The sequence below is a fragment of the Jidongwangia harbinensis genome (assembly GCF_020216025.1).
Lineage (GTDB): Bacteria > Actinomycetota > Actinomycetes > Mycobacteriales > Micromonosporaceae > Actinoplanes > Actinoplanes harbinensis.
Genome location: NZ_JAIWNC010000029.1, coordinates 14,432 through 28,929, shown reverse-complemented (window position 1 = coordinate 28,929; position 14,498 = coordinate 14,432). Strand labels below are relative to the sequence as shown.

Genomic DNA, 14,498 nt, shown 5'->3' with positions numbered 1-14,498 from the left:
GACATCCCGCTAGGAGCCTGGCCTGTCCTCGCGCAGTTCCCAGACGAGCGAGGACACGACGGCCTTGAGGCTACCGCCGTTGGCCGCGGCGACCCGGAGCTGACGCTGATAGCTCGCGCCCCGGTCGATGATGTCCCGCACGCCGTCCAGCTCCGCCGGACAGCCGAGCGCCTGGGCGGTCGGCGCGAGGGCCGACAGCAACTCCGCGAGGTCCTCGGTCACGAGTCGTTCGTCACCGGCGGAGTTCCGGATGATGATCGCGTCCATGCCGTAGCGCGCCGCCCGCCACTTGTTCTCGCGGACGAACCACGGTTGCAGTTTCGGGACTTCGCGGCCGGCGTCGAGTTCCGACGAGAAGTGTTCGACCAGGCACTGGGTCAACGCCGCGATCCCGCCGATCTCGCGCGCGGTGGGAATCCCGTCGAACGTCCGCACCTCGATCGTGCCCCATTTCGGGGCGGGCCTGATGTCCCAGCGCAGCTCGTTCAGCTCCTCGATCACACCGGTGTGCTGCAGATCGGCCACCATCGCCTCGTACTCGGACCACTCGGTGAACTGCGGCGGCAACCCGGCGGTCGGCAGTTGCTGGAACATCAGCGCCCGGTTGGAGGCGTACCCGGTGTTCTCCCCCGCCCAGAACGGGCTGGAGGCGCTGAGCGCCTGGAAGTGCGGCAGGTACGTCAGCAGGCCGTCGATGATCGGCAGCACCTTGCGGCGATCCTCGACCGCGACGTGCACGTGTACGCCCCAGATCATCATCTGCCGGCCCCACCAGCGGGTGCGGTCGATCAGCGTGTCGTACCGCGGCTTGCCCGGCGTCACCTGCTGCTGGAACCACTGGCTGAACGGGTGTGTCCCCGACGAGATGAGGTCGACACCCATCGGCTCCGCCATCGCACTCACCCGCTCGACCAGCCGCGCCAGGTCGTCGACGGAGTCCCGGACCCGGCGGTGCGGGGCACTGACGATCTCGACCGTGTTGGTGAGAAGCTCGTTGGTCACATGCGGGAAGGCGTCCGCCGCGCCGAGCTTCGCCAGCAGGTCCGGAGCCGCGGGAGCCAGGTCGCCGCTCCGGCGGTCGACGCAGGCGAACTCCCATTCGATCCCCAGACTCGACCGGCGTGACGGGGCGAATTCGATACGCATGCGCCAACTCTACGAACCGGCCCGATGCGGCGGCCGTCTGCCGATGCGCAGGTGCCAGGCCCGCGCATGCGGCTCCGGGAACCTGGCTCACTCGACGAGCGACAGCGCCCGGCCCGGGCACAGATACTCCGCCGCCCGCGCCAGGGCCAGGCCCTCGTCGGAAACAGCAGCGCGCAGCAACACGACGACACCGCTCGCGCCGTCCTGGTCGAACGTGGCCGGATCGGTGAGTACGCATTGGCCGGCGCCGACGCAGCGGGTCGCGTCCGCCACGATGCGGGTCATGGCACCGTCCAGGTGACCGGCAGCTCGTACAGGCCGTAGATGTTGGCGTCGTCCTTGAACGGCAGCTCGTCGACGGGCGCGGCGAGGCGCAGACCGGGAAGCCTCCGGAACAGCGTGTCGAGGACGATCTGCAGCTCCGCGCGCGCGAGGTTCTGTCCGAGGCACTGGTGGGCGCCGAAGCCGAACGCGACATGGTGCCGCGCGTCGCGCCCGACGTCGAACCGGTCGCCGTCGGCGAAGGCGGCCGGGTCGCGGTTCGCCGCGTTGGAGAGCACGACGACACCCTCACCGGCGCGGATGAGCTTCCCGCCGATCTCGACGTCGCCGACCGCGACCCGGGAGAGCGAGAACTCGCCGATGGTGAAGTAGCGGAGCAGTTCCTCGACGGCCCGCGGTGTCCGGCCCGGGTCGTCGCGTATCGCGGCGAGCTGGTCGGGGTGCCGCAGCAGCATCATGACGCCCAGGGAGATCATGTTCGCGGTGGTCTCGTGGCCGGCGATCAGCAGCAGCATCGCGAGGCTGACCACGTCCTGCCGGTCGGCGCCACCGTCGAGCTGGCGGCTGAGCAGGTCGTCACCGGGTTCGGCGGCCTTGCGGGCGACCAGCTCCTGCAGGTAGGCGTGGAGTCCGCCGAGGCTCACCTGCCGCTCCTCCGGCGGTGTGGTCCGCCGGAGGAGCGCCTCCGTGCTGCGCTGGAAGAATGCGTGGTCGGCGTAGGGCACGCCGAGCACCTCGCAGATGACCAGGGAGGGCACCGGCAGCGACAGCGCCGGCACGAGATCGGCGGGGCGTGGGCCGGCCGCCAACGCGTCGATACGCTCGTCGACGATCTGCTGGATCCGCGGCCGCAGCGCGGCCGTCCGCCTGACCGTGAACTCCCCCACCACGGCCCCGCGGGCCCGCCCGTGCTCCGGCGGATCCATCGAGACCATCATGCGCTTGAGCGAGCCGGCCATCGCCCGGCGGCCGGGCGCGAGGTGGGGAAACCCGGGGTGCGTACGGTCGGCGCTGAACCGCGGGTCGGTCAGCATCGTGCGAATGTCGTCGATCCGGGTCAACGCCCACACCTGCTCCCCGGTCGGCAGCGTCACCCAGGCCACGGGCTCGGTCTCCTGCAGGCGGACGTGCTCGGCCGGCGGCGCGAATGGGCAGGTGCGGGTGAGCGGCAGCACCGCGTTCATGACGTCAGTCCCGTCGTTGCAGGTATCGATCTCGGTCGGATGACAACCTACGACAGTTCTGTCAGTAACTGTCAACCGTGGCGTGGGTGATACGGTCAGCCCGTCATGAACGTCGAGTCAGGTCTGCGCGAACGCACCCGCCGAGCGGTACAGCGGGAGATCGGCGAGGCTGCCCTCTCGCTGTTCATCGAGCGCGGTTACGACGCCACCACCATCGACGACATCGCCGCCGCCGTGGGCATGTCACAGCGCAGCGTCTTCCGGTACTTCGCCACCAAGGAAGACATCGTGGTCGGCAAGATGGACGCCACCGTGCCCGTGATGCTGCAGACGCTGCGTTCCCGGCCGGCCGAAGAGCCGGTCTGGACGTCCCTGCGCCACCTGTTCTTCATGCTGGACGAACCCGGCCGGCCACAGACCGCGGAGGCTACCCATCGGGTACTCCTGGAGACGCCCGCGCTGTTCGCCGCCTACCTGCGGAAGCTGCAGCTCATCCAGGACGCGGTGGTGGAGGTGCTGCGGGAGCGCGCCGACATGGCCGGCAAGCCGTACGCCGTCGACGATCCGGCGCCCCGCGCGGTCACCGCGGCGGCCTTCGGATGCCTGGTCGCCGCCCAGCACGCATGGCTGGCATCCGGCGCGGCGGGCTCGCTCGGTGACGCCATCGACCGCGCCATGGCCACCGTCGCGCCCCGCATCTGACGCCGCGCGGTTCGCCCTCGCACTTTGACGCTCCGTCCCGGCCCAGTCGGCTCATCGCGTTGCCGCCGTAGGGTGTGCCAATGCCACAAGTCATCGCGCTACGTATACACCGGCATGGACACACAGCGACGGCACTGGTACTAGTGGGGCCGTGCTGAGGGCCATCGAATGGAGCGTGCTGGGAATCGGTAGCGCGTCCGCCATCGTCTACGGGGTCCGCCGTCACCGACCTGCCCGGATCGGACCGTGGCTCCTGCTCGCCGCCGCCATTGTGGCGAGTGCCGCCGGCGACGTGCTGACCGCGTCGGGCCGGCCCGGGGTGGCCGATCTCTGCTTCTACGCCATGTTCGTGTTCGTCGCCGGCAGCCTGCTGCAGCTGACCCGCATCGGCGCGATTCTCGTCGACCGGGCACGGCTGATCGACCTGCTGGCGCTCGCGTGCTCGACGCTGCTGGTGGTCTGGGTGTTCGTCATCGGCGACGCGGGCCAGATCGGGAACATCTCCGGGGCGTACGTCATCGGCGCCCTGCTGCTCCTCGCGGTGGTCGCCCGCCTGCTGGTCGCCGTGGGCCGGAACCCGTCGGCCGCGCTGCTGGTCGTCGGCGCGGTGGGGGTGCTGGTCAGTGACATCGCGCAGCCACTGTGGCCGGGCCGGCTGAGCGAGTCCGGGTTCGTGGTGCTCTATCTGGCGTGGGGCGCCGCCGCGCTGCACCCGTCGATGGTGCGGCTCACCGAGCCCGCGACGCCGCGTCCGAGCCCGTGGCGCGGGCGCTGGGCGGCGCTGTTGGGCATCTCCGTCGCCACCCCGCCGGTCGTTCTGCTGGTCGAGGCGGTCCAGGGCACGGTGGGCGACGGCGTGGTGATCGCCGTGGCCGGCGGGATCACCCTGCTTCTGACCATCACCCGCCTGACCGACGCGATGACCCTGAACCGCCGCGCCCTGACCCGCGAGCGCGGCTTGCGGCAGGCGAGCGCCGCGCTGGTCGCCGCCGCCGACGCGGTGGCCGTCGACAAGGCGATCCGAGCCGCGATCGCCCAGCTCATGCCGCCGGACGCGGTCCGCAGCGTCGACTTCGCCACCGACGACCGCCAGCTCACGCTCGAAGCGGTGCCCGGCCCCGAGGCCGGCGCACCGCCGCGCAGCTGGTGGCTCGACAACGCCGGCCACGACCACGCCACCCTGGTCTGTCCGCTCTGGCTGGAGCCGCTCGCCGTCGCCCGGCCCAGCGGCGGCGCGCTGATCCTGGTGGGCCGCCGGGACACGCTGACCGCCACTCGCGACGCGCTGGAGGTGCTGGCCGGTCAGGCGGCGCTCGCGCTGGATCGCATCTCCCTGGTGGAGGCGGTCGGCCGCCGCGACAGCGACCTCTATCTGCGCGCGGTGATCCGGACCAGCGCGGACATCACCGTGGTGATCGACGAGGACCAGCGCATCCGGTACGCCAGTCCGTCGCTGCGCGAGCTGCTCCGCGTGCCGGACCTTCCACCTCTGGCCACCCTCGGCGACCTGGTGCATCCGGACGATCGCACCCAGCTGCGTCAGGCGTTCCGCGGCTCCGGCGACGGCGTGGTGTTCTGCTCGCTGGTGCGGGCGGACGGCAGCCAGGTGCTGGTCGAGGCCACCTACCGCGACCTGCGCGAGGATCGCCTGGTCCAGGGCTTTGTGGTGACGATGCGGGATTTCACCCGAAGCCATGAGCCGAACGAGCAGCCGGCCCATGGCGACACCCGCACCAAGGCACCGGCCCGGGTGAACCGGCGCAGCGCTCGGCACCGGTTCCGCTTCTAGCGAGGCCGCGTTCGGCGTGGACTGTCCGGTGCGCGACCGCCGGTGGACGGTGCGGTCGCTACCCTCCGGAACACTGAGACATCGACCCGACTCACGGGGGTGGGTGATGACGTTGTCAGCGGGCCCGGTGACCACGCCGGAGGAGGCGTTCACGACGCTGCCCGATCCGGGACGGGCGCGGAGCCTCGCCGATCTGGTCGAGCGGCTGCGGCGGTTGAAGGTCTGGGCCGGTGACCCCTCGTACGAGACGATCAAGGACCGGGTCAACGCCGCCTGGACGGCGGCCGGGCGGCCGGCCGATGAGCTGGTGTGCAAGTCCACCGTCGCGTACTGCTTCCGGCCCGGCCGGCGCCGGCTGGACACCGAGCTGGTGGTCGCGCTGGTCCAGGCGTTGCACCCCGACATCGGATACGTCACGCAGTGGCGCCAGGCGTTGCGGGTGATCGGCGGGGAGATCGAGGCGGTCGCCCAGGTCCGGGTCCAGGACCGCCTGCCGCAGGACCTGGCCGGATTCACCGGCCGCACCGGCGAACTCGACCGCCTCCACCGGGCGGCCCGTGCCGGAGAGGCGGTGGTGATCTCCGCGATCGAGGGAATGGCCGGGGTCGGCAAGACCCAGCTCGCCGTCCACGCCGGGCACCAGCTCCATCGGGAACAGCCGTTCGAGCGGGTGCTCTTCGTCGACCTGCGCGGGTTCGATCCCGACCCGACACAGCCGCCGGCCGACCCGGCCGCGGTGCTGGACGGGTTCCTGCGCCTGCTCGGGATGCCCGGCCAGGAGATCCCGCACGATCTCGACGCCCGCGCCGCCGCCTACCGCGACCGCCTCGCCGGCATCCGGGCGCTGGTGGTGCTGGACAACGCCGCCACCGTCGAGCAGGTCCGCCCGCTGTTGCCGGCCACACCAGGGTGTCTCACCCTGGTCACCAGCCGGCGCAACCTGGCGGACCTGCCCCTCGCGACGCACCTGTCGGTGGACGTGTTCACGCTCGACGAGGCCCTGACGTTTCTCGCCCGTGCGGTACAAGGGATTCCGCCCGGCGCGGATCCGCGCGCCCCGGCCCGGATCGTCCGGCGCTGTGGGTACCTGCCGCTGGCGCTGAGCCTGGTCGCCGCGCACATTCGCGGTACGCCGGGCTGGACGTTGACCGACCACGCCGACCGGCTCGACGAACGCCACCGGGAACGGCGCGTGGACACCGGCGTCGAACTCGCCCTGCACCAGTCCTATCAGCACCTGCCCGCCGCCCGGCAACAGATCTTCCGGCTGCTGACCCTGCACCCGGGTCACGACTTCGACGCCTACGCTGCGGCCGCGCTCACCGGCACCGAGGTCGATGCGGTCGGCGAAGACCTGCGCCACCTGTGCGGCGATCATCTCCTGCAGTCGGCCGCACCGGGCCGGTTCGTCTTCCACGACCTGGTACGCGCCTACGCCACCGCCCAGGCCCGCGACGAGGACCGCCCCTCGGCCCGCCGCCACGCCCTGACCCGCCTCCTCGACCATCTCCTGCACACCGCGGGCGCGGCCACGCACACACTGTTCCCGGCCGAACGGCACCGCCGGTCCCAGATCCGGCCGCCGGACACCGCCGTCCCGCCGGTGGACGATCCGGTGGCCGCCCTGGCCTGGCTGGATGTCGAACGCGCCAACCTCATCGCCGCCGCCGGCCACGCCGCCGACCACGGCTGGCCGTCCCACACCACCGGCCTGGCCGCCACCCTGTGGCGGTACCTCGACGCCGGCGGGCATCACGGGGCGGCAGCCGTCCTGCACACCCTGGCACGCCGGGCGGCGAGCGACACCGGCGACCGGGCCGCCGAAGCCCAGGCCCTGAACAACCTGGGCGCCGTCGACTGGCGGCGCGGCCGGTACCAGCAGGCAGCCGGCCTGCACGAGCGGGCCCTCCGGCTGTGCCGCGAGGTCGGCGACCGCGAGGGTACGGCCCGCGCGCTGGGCAACCTCGGCATCATCTACTGGGGGCTGAGCCGGTTCGAGCACGCCGCCGATCATCTGCAGCAGGCCCTCGATATACATCGTGAGCTGGGCAGCCGCGACCGCGAAGGCTTCACGCTCAACAACCTCGGCCTCATCCTTCAGCGGCTCGGCCGGTACCCGCAGGCCATCGAGCACCACCAGCAGGCCCTGACCCTCCACCGGGACATCCAGGACCGCTGCGGTGAGGGTTACGCCCTGGACTCCCTCGGCCTCGTCCACCTGCGACTGGGACGGCACCGGGAGGCCACCCGTCTCCTCCGGCAGGCGCTCGCCCTGTTCCGCGAGATCGGTGCCCGTGAGGGGGAAGGCTACGCACTGGACACTCTCGGCCTCGTCCACCTGCGACTGGGCCGGCCCGAGCGGGCCGTCGAGCACCACCGGCAGGCCCTCGCCCTGTACCGCCAGATCGGCGCCCGCGAGGGGGAAGCCTATGCGCTGACCAACCTCGGCGGCGCCCTCCAGCGACTGGGCCGGCACGGGCCGGCCATCGAGCACCATCGGCAGGCCCTCGCCGTCTTCCGCGAGATGAGCGACCGGGGCGGAGAGACCACGGCGCTCAACAGCCTCGGCCGGACCATGTGTGCCGGCGGCCAACTCCGCCGGGCGCGCGCCTCGCACGCCGCCGCTCTGGCCATGGCCACCGAGATCGGCGAGCGGTACGAGCAGGCTCGCGCGCACCATGGTCTCGCCCACGTCCACCACTCCACGGGCGACGCCGACGAGGCGCACCAGCATCAGCAGCGCGCCCTCGCCTTGTTCGCCGACCTCGGCATCCCCGAGGCGGAGCGTCAGTTCTGACCCCGTCCCCGCCGATGCCGGGTTCCGTACTCGGATCATGTTCCCGGGACAAACAAACATTGAACGCCTGATGAATCCCGTAGCGCGGCCACCGGGCTCCCCGTACTCAGCGTTACCGTTGTTGGCATGCGGCTCGGTGTGCTGGATGTCGGCTCCAACACCGTGCATCTGCTCGTCGTCGATGCGCACCCGGGCGGGCATCCCCATCCCATGCGCTCCGAGAAGACGCAGCTGCGGCTCGCCGAGCACATCGACGCCGGGCGGCTGACCCGGGCGGGTGCCGACGGACTCGTCCGTGCCGTGGCCCGGGCGAAGGCGGCCGCGACGATCGCGGGCTGTGCGGAGCTGGTCGCCTTCGCGACCTCGGCGGTACGCGACGCGGACAACTCGGCCGCCGTCCTGTCCCGGGTCCGGTCCGAGACCGGTGTCGGCCTGCAGGTGCTGTCCGGCGAGGACGAGGCCCGCTACACGTTCCTGGCCGTCCGCCGCTGGTACGGCTGGTCCGCCGGGCGGCTGCTGGTGCTCGACATCGGCGGCGGATCGCTGGAACTGGCCGCCGGCCGTGACGAGGACCCCGAGGTGGCACTGTCGCTCCCCCTCGGCGCCGGACGACTCACCCGCCAGCGGCTGACCCACGACCCACCCACCCGCCGCGACATCGAGGCACTCACCGACCATCTCGAAGCCACCCTCACGCCGGTCGCCCACCGGATACGCCAAGCGGGACCGTACGAACTCGCCGTCGGCACCTCGAAGACGTTCCGCTCGCTGGCGCGACTCGCCGCAGGGGCCCCGGCCGGCACCGGGCAGCGCGCCCGCCGCACCCTGACCGACGTCGGACTGTGCCAGCTGTTCAGCTTCATCAGCCACATGGCCTCGCCCGACCTGGCCACCCTGGACGGAGTCAGCCCGGGTCGCGCCCACCAGCTCGTGGCCGGCGCAATGGTGGCCCGGGCCGCGATGCGCACACTGCCGGTCAGCGAACTGGAGATCTGTCCGTGGGCGCTACGCGAAGGGGTGATCCTGCGCCGGCTGGACACGCTCGGCGTGCCAGCCACGTCCCAACGGCCGTGGCCCCTGACCGACCGGCGTCCCGACGCGCCGGCCGCGTGAGGCCGGCTACCGGATCGGCACGCGGCGCGCGCAACCTCCGCGCCCACGCGCTACTCCGTGTCCTCCTCGGGGCCGCGCACGGCCGGCATCGGCCATTCGACCAATAGCACGTGCGTCATCCCGTCGGTGGACGTACCGACGACCATCCCGGCGGGATGACGCCGCGCGGCCCCGGATGCCGCACCATCTGAGGCCGGGCCGCCGGCCGACGGCGGCCTCGGAAGGCGGGCGCTGTGCCGGCACGGCGGGTTCTCGTTCTGCTCCCGGCGCTCGTCGCGACCTGGCTCGCGACGGCGCCGGCGCCCGCCGCCGCGTTCGGCACGATCAACGGCGGCGGCCAGAGCCGCGAACACGAGCGCATCACGCGGGCCGCCCTCGCCTGCGCCGGCGACGCCGGCGCCCGGTCCGCCTGCTTCGAACCGCGGTCCGCCGACTACCTCGCCGGTCACGACCACGCGTTCGGCGCCGTCGGCGCGCCGGACAGCGACGAGATGGCCGACCCCGCCGCCCACTGCGACGGCGCCGACTTCGTCGCCGATGACTACCCGCGGACGCGCGAGGCGGCGACCAGGGTGCTGCGGGACTGCGTGACCCGGATGCGTACGCGGTTCCGCGAGGCCGTGGACCGCGCGGCGGCCCTGCTCGACGACGAGGGCGGCGTGATCGCCGGCGAGGTCGACCTGGGCACCGAGTGCAGCGCGCAGGAGCGGGCGGAGAAACGGGCCAAGTGCGCCTCGCTCGGCGCGTTCGGCCGGGTGCTGCACGGCGTCCAGGACTTCTACTCGCACAGCAACTGGTCCGACGAGGCCGACCCGTCCCGTCCGGTCGGGGAGCAGAATCCGCCGGGCCTGAACCGCCGCGGCGTGAGCCCGGTGCTCGACCTGCGCACCCGGACGGAGCCGGCGGTGCCGGAGGACCTGACGACCGGCTGTTACGTGCTGCAGGACCGGGTGCCCGGCGTGGGCCCGTGCCAGTCCCGCGTCGCGCACGCCGCGCTCAACAAGGACCGCGGCCTGATCGACCCGGCGACCGGTAAGACGGCCGACCCGACGACACCGCGCGGCGCCGTCGGCGACAACTTCGCGAACGCGGTGGCCGGCGCCGTCGCGGACAGCCGCAGGCAGTGGCGCGACCTCCGGCAGGAGCTGACCGCACGGTACGGCCGCGACCGCGGCGCCCGCATGGCGTGCGCCCTGTCCCACGACGATCCGGCGACCGACTGCCGGGCGGGCCGGACCGGCCGGATCGCGGTCATCGCCCTGGTGGCCGGCGTGGCGCTCGTGGCGGGGGCGATGGTCGTCCGCCGCCGAACAGATTGAGGAGGGCGACATGCAGGACGGTACGAACGGGACCCGGCGCTTCCGGATGCGCCAGAAGCTGGTCTCCATCGGCGACGACTACTGGATCGAGGACGAGGACGGCCGCAGGGTCTACAGGATCGACGGCAAGGCGATGCGCATCCGCGACACCCTGGTGCTGGAGAACGCGGACGGCCACGCGGTCCTGAAGATCCGGCAGAAGATCGCGCGCCTTCGCAAGACCATGACGATCGAGGACGCCGACGGCCGCACGGTCGCCACCATGAAGAAGGCCCACCTCACCCCGCTGCGCGACCGCTGGGTGGTGCAGATGGAGCACGGCGCGGAGATGGACGTGACCGGCAACATCATCGATCACGAGTACACGATCACGCGCGGCGACCGCGAGGTGGCGGTGGTGACGAAGCGCTGGTTGCGGATGCGGGACACGTACACCGTCGACGTCGCGGGCGGCGAGGATCCGGCACTGGTGCTGGCGGTGGTCGCGGTCGTCGACCATATGGCCCACGACAACTAGGGCGCCGTTCATCCCGCCGGAATGATTCCGTCGTCGGGCGGTGCCGCGAAGCTGAAGGACCGACGAGTCGCGTGGAGGTTCTGGTGAACGGCTGGTTGCTGTGGGGACTTGTCCTGCCCGTTCTCCTGGTCGTCGCAGGAGTGATCACTATCCGACGCCGGAAGCGCGGCGAGTAGGCGCAGGTGCCGTCCGCCGGACGACCCGGCATCACTCCACCACGGACAGGCCGAGCCCTTCCCGCGCGGTCCTGCCGATCTCCCCGGCCGGCGCTCCGGCCGGCAGGGACAATTCGTGGTCCATGTCGGGAGCTGACACAGCAAACGACGAGCTCTGCCACCGGCCGGAGCGGGTTTCCCACGCGACCATTCGGCGATCGAGCGGTCGGGAAGGTGGCGGGTTGCACGATTCGGCTGGGGGATGCGACGATCACCCGGTCAGCCTTGGCGAGAGGAGGTGCGGTTGAGATGTTCACTCCTGAGTCCCCCGCGCCCCGTCGCCGGCACCGCTGACCTGCTGTCACCTGGGGCGCGCTTATCCACTTCCGGAGAGTGCGATGGTTGCAAGCATTCACAACATCACGTTCGATACGACTGGTGATCCGTACGAGCTCGCCCAGTTCTGGTCGGTGGTGGTCGGCCGGCCGATGCGCGTCGAGGACGAGCCTGGCGACCCCGAGGTGTCGCTGATCGCCGAGGGGCACCCGACGATGCTGTTCATCCGGGTGCCGGACGGCAAGGCGGTGAAGAATCGCGTACACCTTGATCTGCAGCCGCAGGATCGCACCCGGGACGAAGAGGTCGACCGGCTGATCGAGGTCGGCGCGAAGCTCTTCGAGGACCACCGCCGGCCGGACGGCACCGGCTGGGTCACCCTGACGGACCCGGAGGGCAACGAGTTCTGCGTGGAACGCAGCCTCGCCGAACGAGCCGCTACCTGACACCCGGTGGGGGCGGTCCGCGCCGGACCGCCCCCACACCGGGGGACGCCCGGGACGTGCCAGGGGCATCGTGCCGTCGCTGCCGAGGAATTCACTCGGCCATGTCAAAGTCTCAAGGCGGGTCGAGCACCTTCCGGCGCCGGCCGTGGCTACTTCAGTGGGGATCCGGCAGCGGGCCCGGGCGGGCCATCAGATACCCCTGGCCGAGTTCCACGCCGACCGACCGCAGCGTGTCGTGCTCGGCAGACGTCTCGATGCCTTCGGCGATGAGGATGGCGCCGGTGTCCTTGGCGAAGCTGATCAGCGCGCGGGCCAGTGCCAACCGCACCGGGTCGGTGTCGATGCCGCGGATCAGCGTGATGTCCAGTTTGATGATGTCGGGACGCAGCTGCAGGATGTGGCTGAGCGAGGCGAATCCGGCCCCGGCGTCGTCGACGGCGATCAGAATGCCGGCAGCGCGGAGGCCCTCGGTGACGTCCGCCAACGCCAGGTAGTCGCTGACCTGGGTGTGTTCGGTGAGTTCGATCGCGATGCGGCGGTGCGCCTGAGCGAGCAGCGTGTCGCGTACCCGCGGGGTGAGCAACGCCTCCACCGATACATTCGCGCTCATCCACGCACCGGGCGGCATGTCGTCGAGCCGGCGGAAGGCCTGCTGCACCGCGAACAGTTCCAGATCGACCCCGACGCCCGCGTCGTTGGCGGCGGCGAAGGCTTCGGACGGACCCGCGAAGTCGGCTTGCGAGAACCGCGACAACGCCTCGTAGCCGCGCACCAGACCATCGTTGAGTTGCACCACGGGCTGGTACACCATGTGCACGCTGTTCGGGTCGATCACCTCGTGGAGCACGGGGGTGTTCGCGGATGCCGGCGCGATGGTCATGCGCCCTCAGTCGGTAGCCCACCGCAACGCCGCCTCAAGCTGCCCTCAAGAACACGTACACGCCGTCGCGGACTGTGCCCGGTGCGCCGCCGTCCGCGACGCACCGGGCCGAACCATCAGCGCTTACCAGCCGTTGCCGATCTGGACGCGCTGTACGGTGCCCGGACCGCGGAGGCTCTGACCCGGGTAGAGCCAGAGGTCCCCGGTGCTGTCCTGCCGGGTGACGATGTCCTGATGACCGTCCCGGTCCCAGTCGGCGATGTCGGCGAAGGTGAAGGTGTTCAGCCATTGCCGATCTGGACCCGCTGCACCGTACCCGGACCGCGAAGGCTCTGACCCGGGTAGAACCAGAGGTCTTCCGTGCTGTCCTGCCGGGTGACGATGTCCTGGTGACCGTCACGGTCCCAGTCGGCGATGTCGGCGAAGGTGAAGCTGGTGCTGGCGATGCCCACGGTCCGGTCCGGGGGGGGATCGCCGCCGAGGCGGCGGCCGACCCGAACACCATGGCGGCGACCGGCACCAGGGCGCAGATCCCCGCGAAACGGCGATCGGACGGGTCGCCGTACACCGTCAGGCATTGCGGCGCGTACCCCTGCTCGCCCGCCCGCCGGTGCTGGAACTGGAGGGTCTGTGGATCGGTGTCATCGCCCCACCGCAGTCCGTGCCCGGCGAACCACCGCTCGTCGGGCCGCTGTTCGAAGACCGCGGCGAAGACCTCGCTCCCGGACGGCCCGACCGCGCTCACCATCGTCGGGCCGAAGCCCTGGTCCGACAGTTCGTCCACACGCTCCTGATAGTCCGCCGCCGACAGCCCGTGGAACGCCCACTAGGGCGGGCCGGGGCGGCGCACCCAGACCGCGGCATAGCGCGGGCTCGCCGGATCCCCCGAGACGGCGTACACCGCAGGGCGAAGTCCGCCCTCGGCCAACTCGTCGAACCGGCGTTGGTGTTCGGCACTGTCAACGCCGTGGTATGCAGTGAACTCGGACATCTGCCCTCCCGGTCGGTAGGGTTGCGGGCCCCGATCCTCCCGCCAGTGTCTGCTCGGCATCCTTGCGGCTTTCTTGCGGAGCCACGACGCGGCCCTGAGCCATCCGGATTCAGTTCGCTACGGAGTCCAGCCAACGGCTGTAACGCAGGCGTAGCGCACGCTCCGTGCTGCCCACCGCGGCGGCGACCGTGAGAGCGATGTTGAACCAGGCCGGCGCGTCGATCGGCGAGTCGAAGACACCGAAGCGTTCGGCCAGCGGCGGAATCCGGGACAACGACGCCACGGTCTGCGGAAGACCGAGAAGGAGGGGAACGACGATCAGGACGATGGACAGCACGCCGATCCATCGGCTGAGCACGGGTCGTTCGCGATCGAGCCGGGCCCGGCGTCCCTCCGCGGACCGAGGGTCGGGTACGAGCTGCTGCTCGGTCCCCGCATAGGTGACGTAGTGGCACCGGCGGATTCCGAAGGGCGAGGTGACCACCTCGATCTCCCCGCCTTCGACCGGGAAGACGGCGGGGAGTCGCGCCCGGGCGTGGTGCACACGGTCGCGGTACAGGTGAGCTTCGGTGTCGCCGTTCTCATCGCTCCGCAGGTGGCGTACGTCGATGGCGTAGTCCGCCGGCCGGCCGGCGCTACCGTCGGCGGAAAGGTAGAACAGGGACCGGCTCAGCGGTTGCCACCAGCGGAACCGCCGCAGAGGGCGCCCATCGCCGGGCTTGATCCGGGCGACGGCGCGACGCCTTCGCCATTCGTCGAACATGTGCCGGGACCCGGTCACCGCTGAGTCTGAGCGGTCGACGTGCTCGGTGCCATCGGTTCACCTCCGGGGTACGAACAG

At 71.4% G+C, this 14,498-nt stretch carries 14 protein-coding genes and 1 pseudogene; 7 read left to right on the top strand and 8 right to left on the bottom strand.

Annotated elements, in window-relative coordinates; translation table 11 throughout:
* Nucleotides 1-9: 9 nt before the first annotated feature.
* The 3 genes from LDL48_RS30500 to LDL48_RS30490 all read right to left on the bottom strand — a co-directional run bounded on the left by LDL48_RS30500 (nucleotide 10) and on the right by LDL48_RS30490 (nucleotide 2,612).
* Nucleotides 10-1,146 (bottom strand): glutamate--cysteine ligase, encoded by a 1,137-nt coding sequence (locus LDL48_RS30500; RefSeq protein WP_225258572.1) that lies wholly within the window; start codon nucleotides 1,144-1,146, stop codon nucleotides 10-12.
* Between the two features lie 87 nt (nucleotides 1,147-1,233).
* Entirely contained in the window at nucleotides 1,234-1,431 is a 198-nt protein-coding gene (locus LDL48_RS30495) for a ferredoxin (RefSeq protein ID WP_225258571.1), read from the bottom strand.
* On the bottom strand, nucleotides 1,428-2,612 hold the full coding sequence (locus LDL48_RS30490; protein WP_225258570.1) for a cytochrome P450: 1,185 nt from the start codon (nucleotides 2,610-2,612) through the stop codon (nucleotides 1,428-1,430). Before LDL48_RS30490 ends, LDL48_RS30495 begins: the two co-directional genes overlap by 4 nt.
* Nucleotides 2,613-2,717: 105 nt before the next feature.
* Between LDL48_RS30490 and LDL48_RS30485 the strand changes: the two genes are divergently transcribed.
* The 7 genes from LDL48_RS30485 to LDL48_RS30455 all read left to right on the top strand — a co-directional run bounded on the left by LDL48_RS30485 (nucleotide 2,718) and on the right by LDL48_RS30455 (nucleotide 11,786).
* Entirely contained in the window at nucleotides 2,718-3,314 is a 597-nt protein-coding gene (locus tag LDL48_RS30485; RefSeq protein WP_225258569.1) for a TetR/AcrR family transcriptional regulator, read from the top strand.
* 175 nt (nucleotides 3,315-3,489) lie between these two features.
* Nucleotides 3,490-5,103, top strand: coding sequence for a PAS domain-containing protein (locus tag LDL48_RS30480; RefSeq protein ID WP_225258568.1), 1,614 nt, complete (start codon nucleotides 3,490-3,492; stop codon nucleotides 5,101-5,103).
* A gap of 106 nt (nucleotides 5,104-5,209) precedes the next feature.
* Nucleotides 5,210-7,900, top strand: a complete 2,691-nt coding sequence (locus LDL48_RS30475) for an ATP-binding protein (protein WP_225258567.1) — start codon at nucleotides 5,210-5,212, stop codon at nucleotides 7,898-7,900.
* 126 nt (nucleotides 7,901-8,026) lie between these two features.
* Complete coding sequence (locus tag LDL48_RS30470) at nucleotides 8,027-9,013, top strand: Ppx/GppA family phosphatase (RefSeq protein ID WP_225258566.1); 987 nt, start codon at nucleotides 8,027-8,029, stop codon at nucleotides 9,011-9,013.
* Nucleotides 9,014-9,246: 233 nt separating this feature from the next.
* Nucleotides 9,247-10,332: a CinY protein gene (locus LDL48_RS30465; RefSeq protein WP_225258565.1), complete on the top strand. Its 1,086-nt coding sequence runs from the start codon at nucleotides 9,247-9,249 to the stop codon at nucleotides 10,330-10,332.
* Between the two features lie 10 nt (nucleotides 10,333-10,342).
* Nucleotides 10,343-10,849 (top strand): LURP-one-related/scramblase family protein, encoded by a 507-nt coding sequence (locus tag LDL48_RS30460; protein WP_225258564.1) that lies wholly within the window; start codon nucleotides 10,343-10,345, stop codon nucleotides 10,847-10,849.
* Nucleotides 10,850-11,402: 553 nt separating this feature from the next.
* Entirely contained in the window at nucleotides 11,403-11,786 is a 384-nt protein-coding gene (locus tag LDL48_RS30455) for a VOC family protein (protein WP_225258563.1), read from the top strand.
* Nucleotides 11,787-11,940: 154 nt separating this feature from the next.
* On the opposite strand, the gene LDL48_RS30450 is transcribed toward LDL48_RS30455, so the two are convergent.
* From LDL48_RS30450 to LDL48_RS30430, 5 genes and pseudogenes are all read right to left on the bottom strand, one after another.
* A complete protein-coding gene (locus LDL48_RS30450; RefSeq protein ID WP_225258562.1) occupies nucleotides 11,941-12,666 on the bottom strand; it encodes an EAL domain-containing protein in 726 nt (241 codons plus the stop codon).
* Between the two features lie 281 nt (nucleotides 12,667-12,947).
* A complete protein-coding gene (locus LDL48_RS30445) occupies nucleotides 12,948-13,118 on the bottom strand; it encodes a hypothetical protein (RefSeq protein ID WP_225258561.1) in 171 nt (56 codons plus the stop codon).
* Nucleotides 13,119-13,201: 83 nt separating this feature from the next.
* A pseudogene (locus LDL48_RS45455) lies at nucleotides 13,202-13,477 on the bottom strand (hypothetical protein); the annotation flags it as partial.
* Between the two features lie 15 nt (nucleotides 13,478-13,492).
* Nucleotides 13,493-13,657, bottom strand: coding sequence for a hypothetical protein (locus LDL48_RS45200; RefSeq protein WP_225258560.1), 165 nt, complete (start codon nucleotides 13,655-13,657; stop codon nucleotides 13,493-13,495).
* A gap of 109 nt (nucleotides 13,658-13,766) precedes the next feature.
* Entirely contained in the window at nucleotides 13,767-14,420 is a 654-nt protein-coding gene (locus LDL48_RS30430) for a hypothetical protein (RefSeq protein ID WP_225258559.1), read from the bottom strand.
* Nucleotides 14,421-14,498: the final 78 nt, after the last annotated feature.

Coding starts and splice junctions, on each gene's coding strand:
- LDL48_RS30455 (WP_225258563.1), top strand. CDS start 11,403: ATGGTTGCAAGCATTCACAACATCACGTTCGATACGACTGGTGATCCG.
- LDL48_RS30470 (WP_225258566.1), top strand. CDS start 8,027: ATGCGGCTCGGTGTGCTGGATGTCGGCTCCAACACCGTGCATCTGCTC.
- LDL48_RS45200 (WP_225258560.1), bottom strand. CDS start 13,657: ATGTCCGAGTTCACTGCATACCACGGCGTTGACAGTGCCGAACACCAA.
- LDL48_RS30490 (WP_225258570.1), bottom strand. CDS start 2,612: ATGAACGCGGTGCTGCCGCTCACCCGCACCTGCCCATTCGCGCCGCCG.
- LDL48_RS30475 (WP_225258567.1), top strand. CDS start 5,210: ATGACGTTGTCAGCGGGCCCGGTGACCACGCCGGAGGAGGCGTTCACG.
- LDL48_RS30460 (WP_225258564.1), top strand. CDS start 10,343: ATGCAGGACGGTACGAACGGGACCCGGCGCTTCCGGATGCGCCAGAAG.
- LDL48_RS30485 (WP_225258569.1), top strand. CDS start 2,718: ATGAACGTCGAGTCAGGTCTGCGCGAACGCACCCGCCGAGCGGTACAG.
- LDL48_RS30500 (WP_225258572.1), bottom strand. CDS start 1,146: ATGCGTATCGAATTCGCCCCGTCACGCCGGTCGAGTCTGGGGATCGAA.
- LDL48_RS30450 (WP_225258562.1), bottom strand. CDS start 12,666: ATGACCATCGCGCCGGCATCCGCGAACACCCCCGTGCTCCACGAGGTG.
- LDL48_RS30495 (WP_225258571.1), bottom strand. CDS start 1,431: ATGACCCGCATCGTGGCGGACGCGACCCGCTGCGTCGGCGCCGGCCAA.
- LDL48_RS30430 (WP_225258559.1), bottom strand. CDS start 14,420: ATGTTCGACGAATGGCGAAGGCGTCGCGCCGTCGCCCGGATCAAGCCC.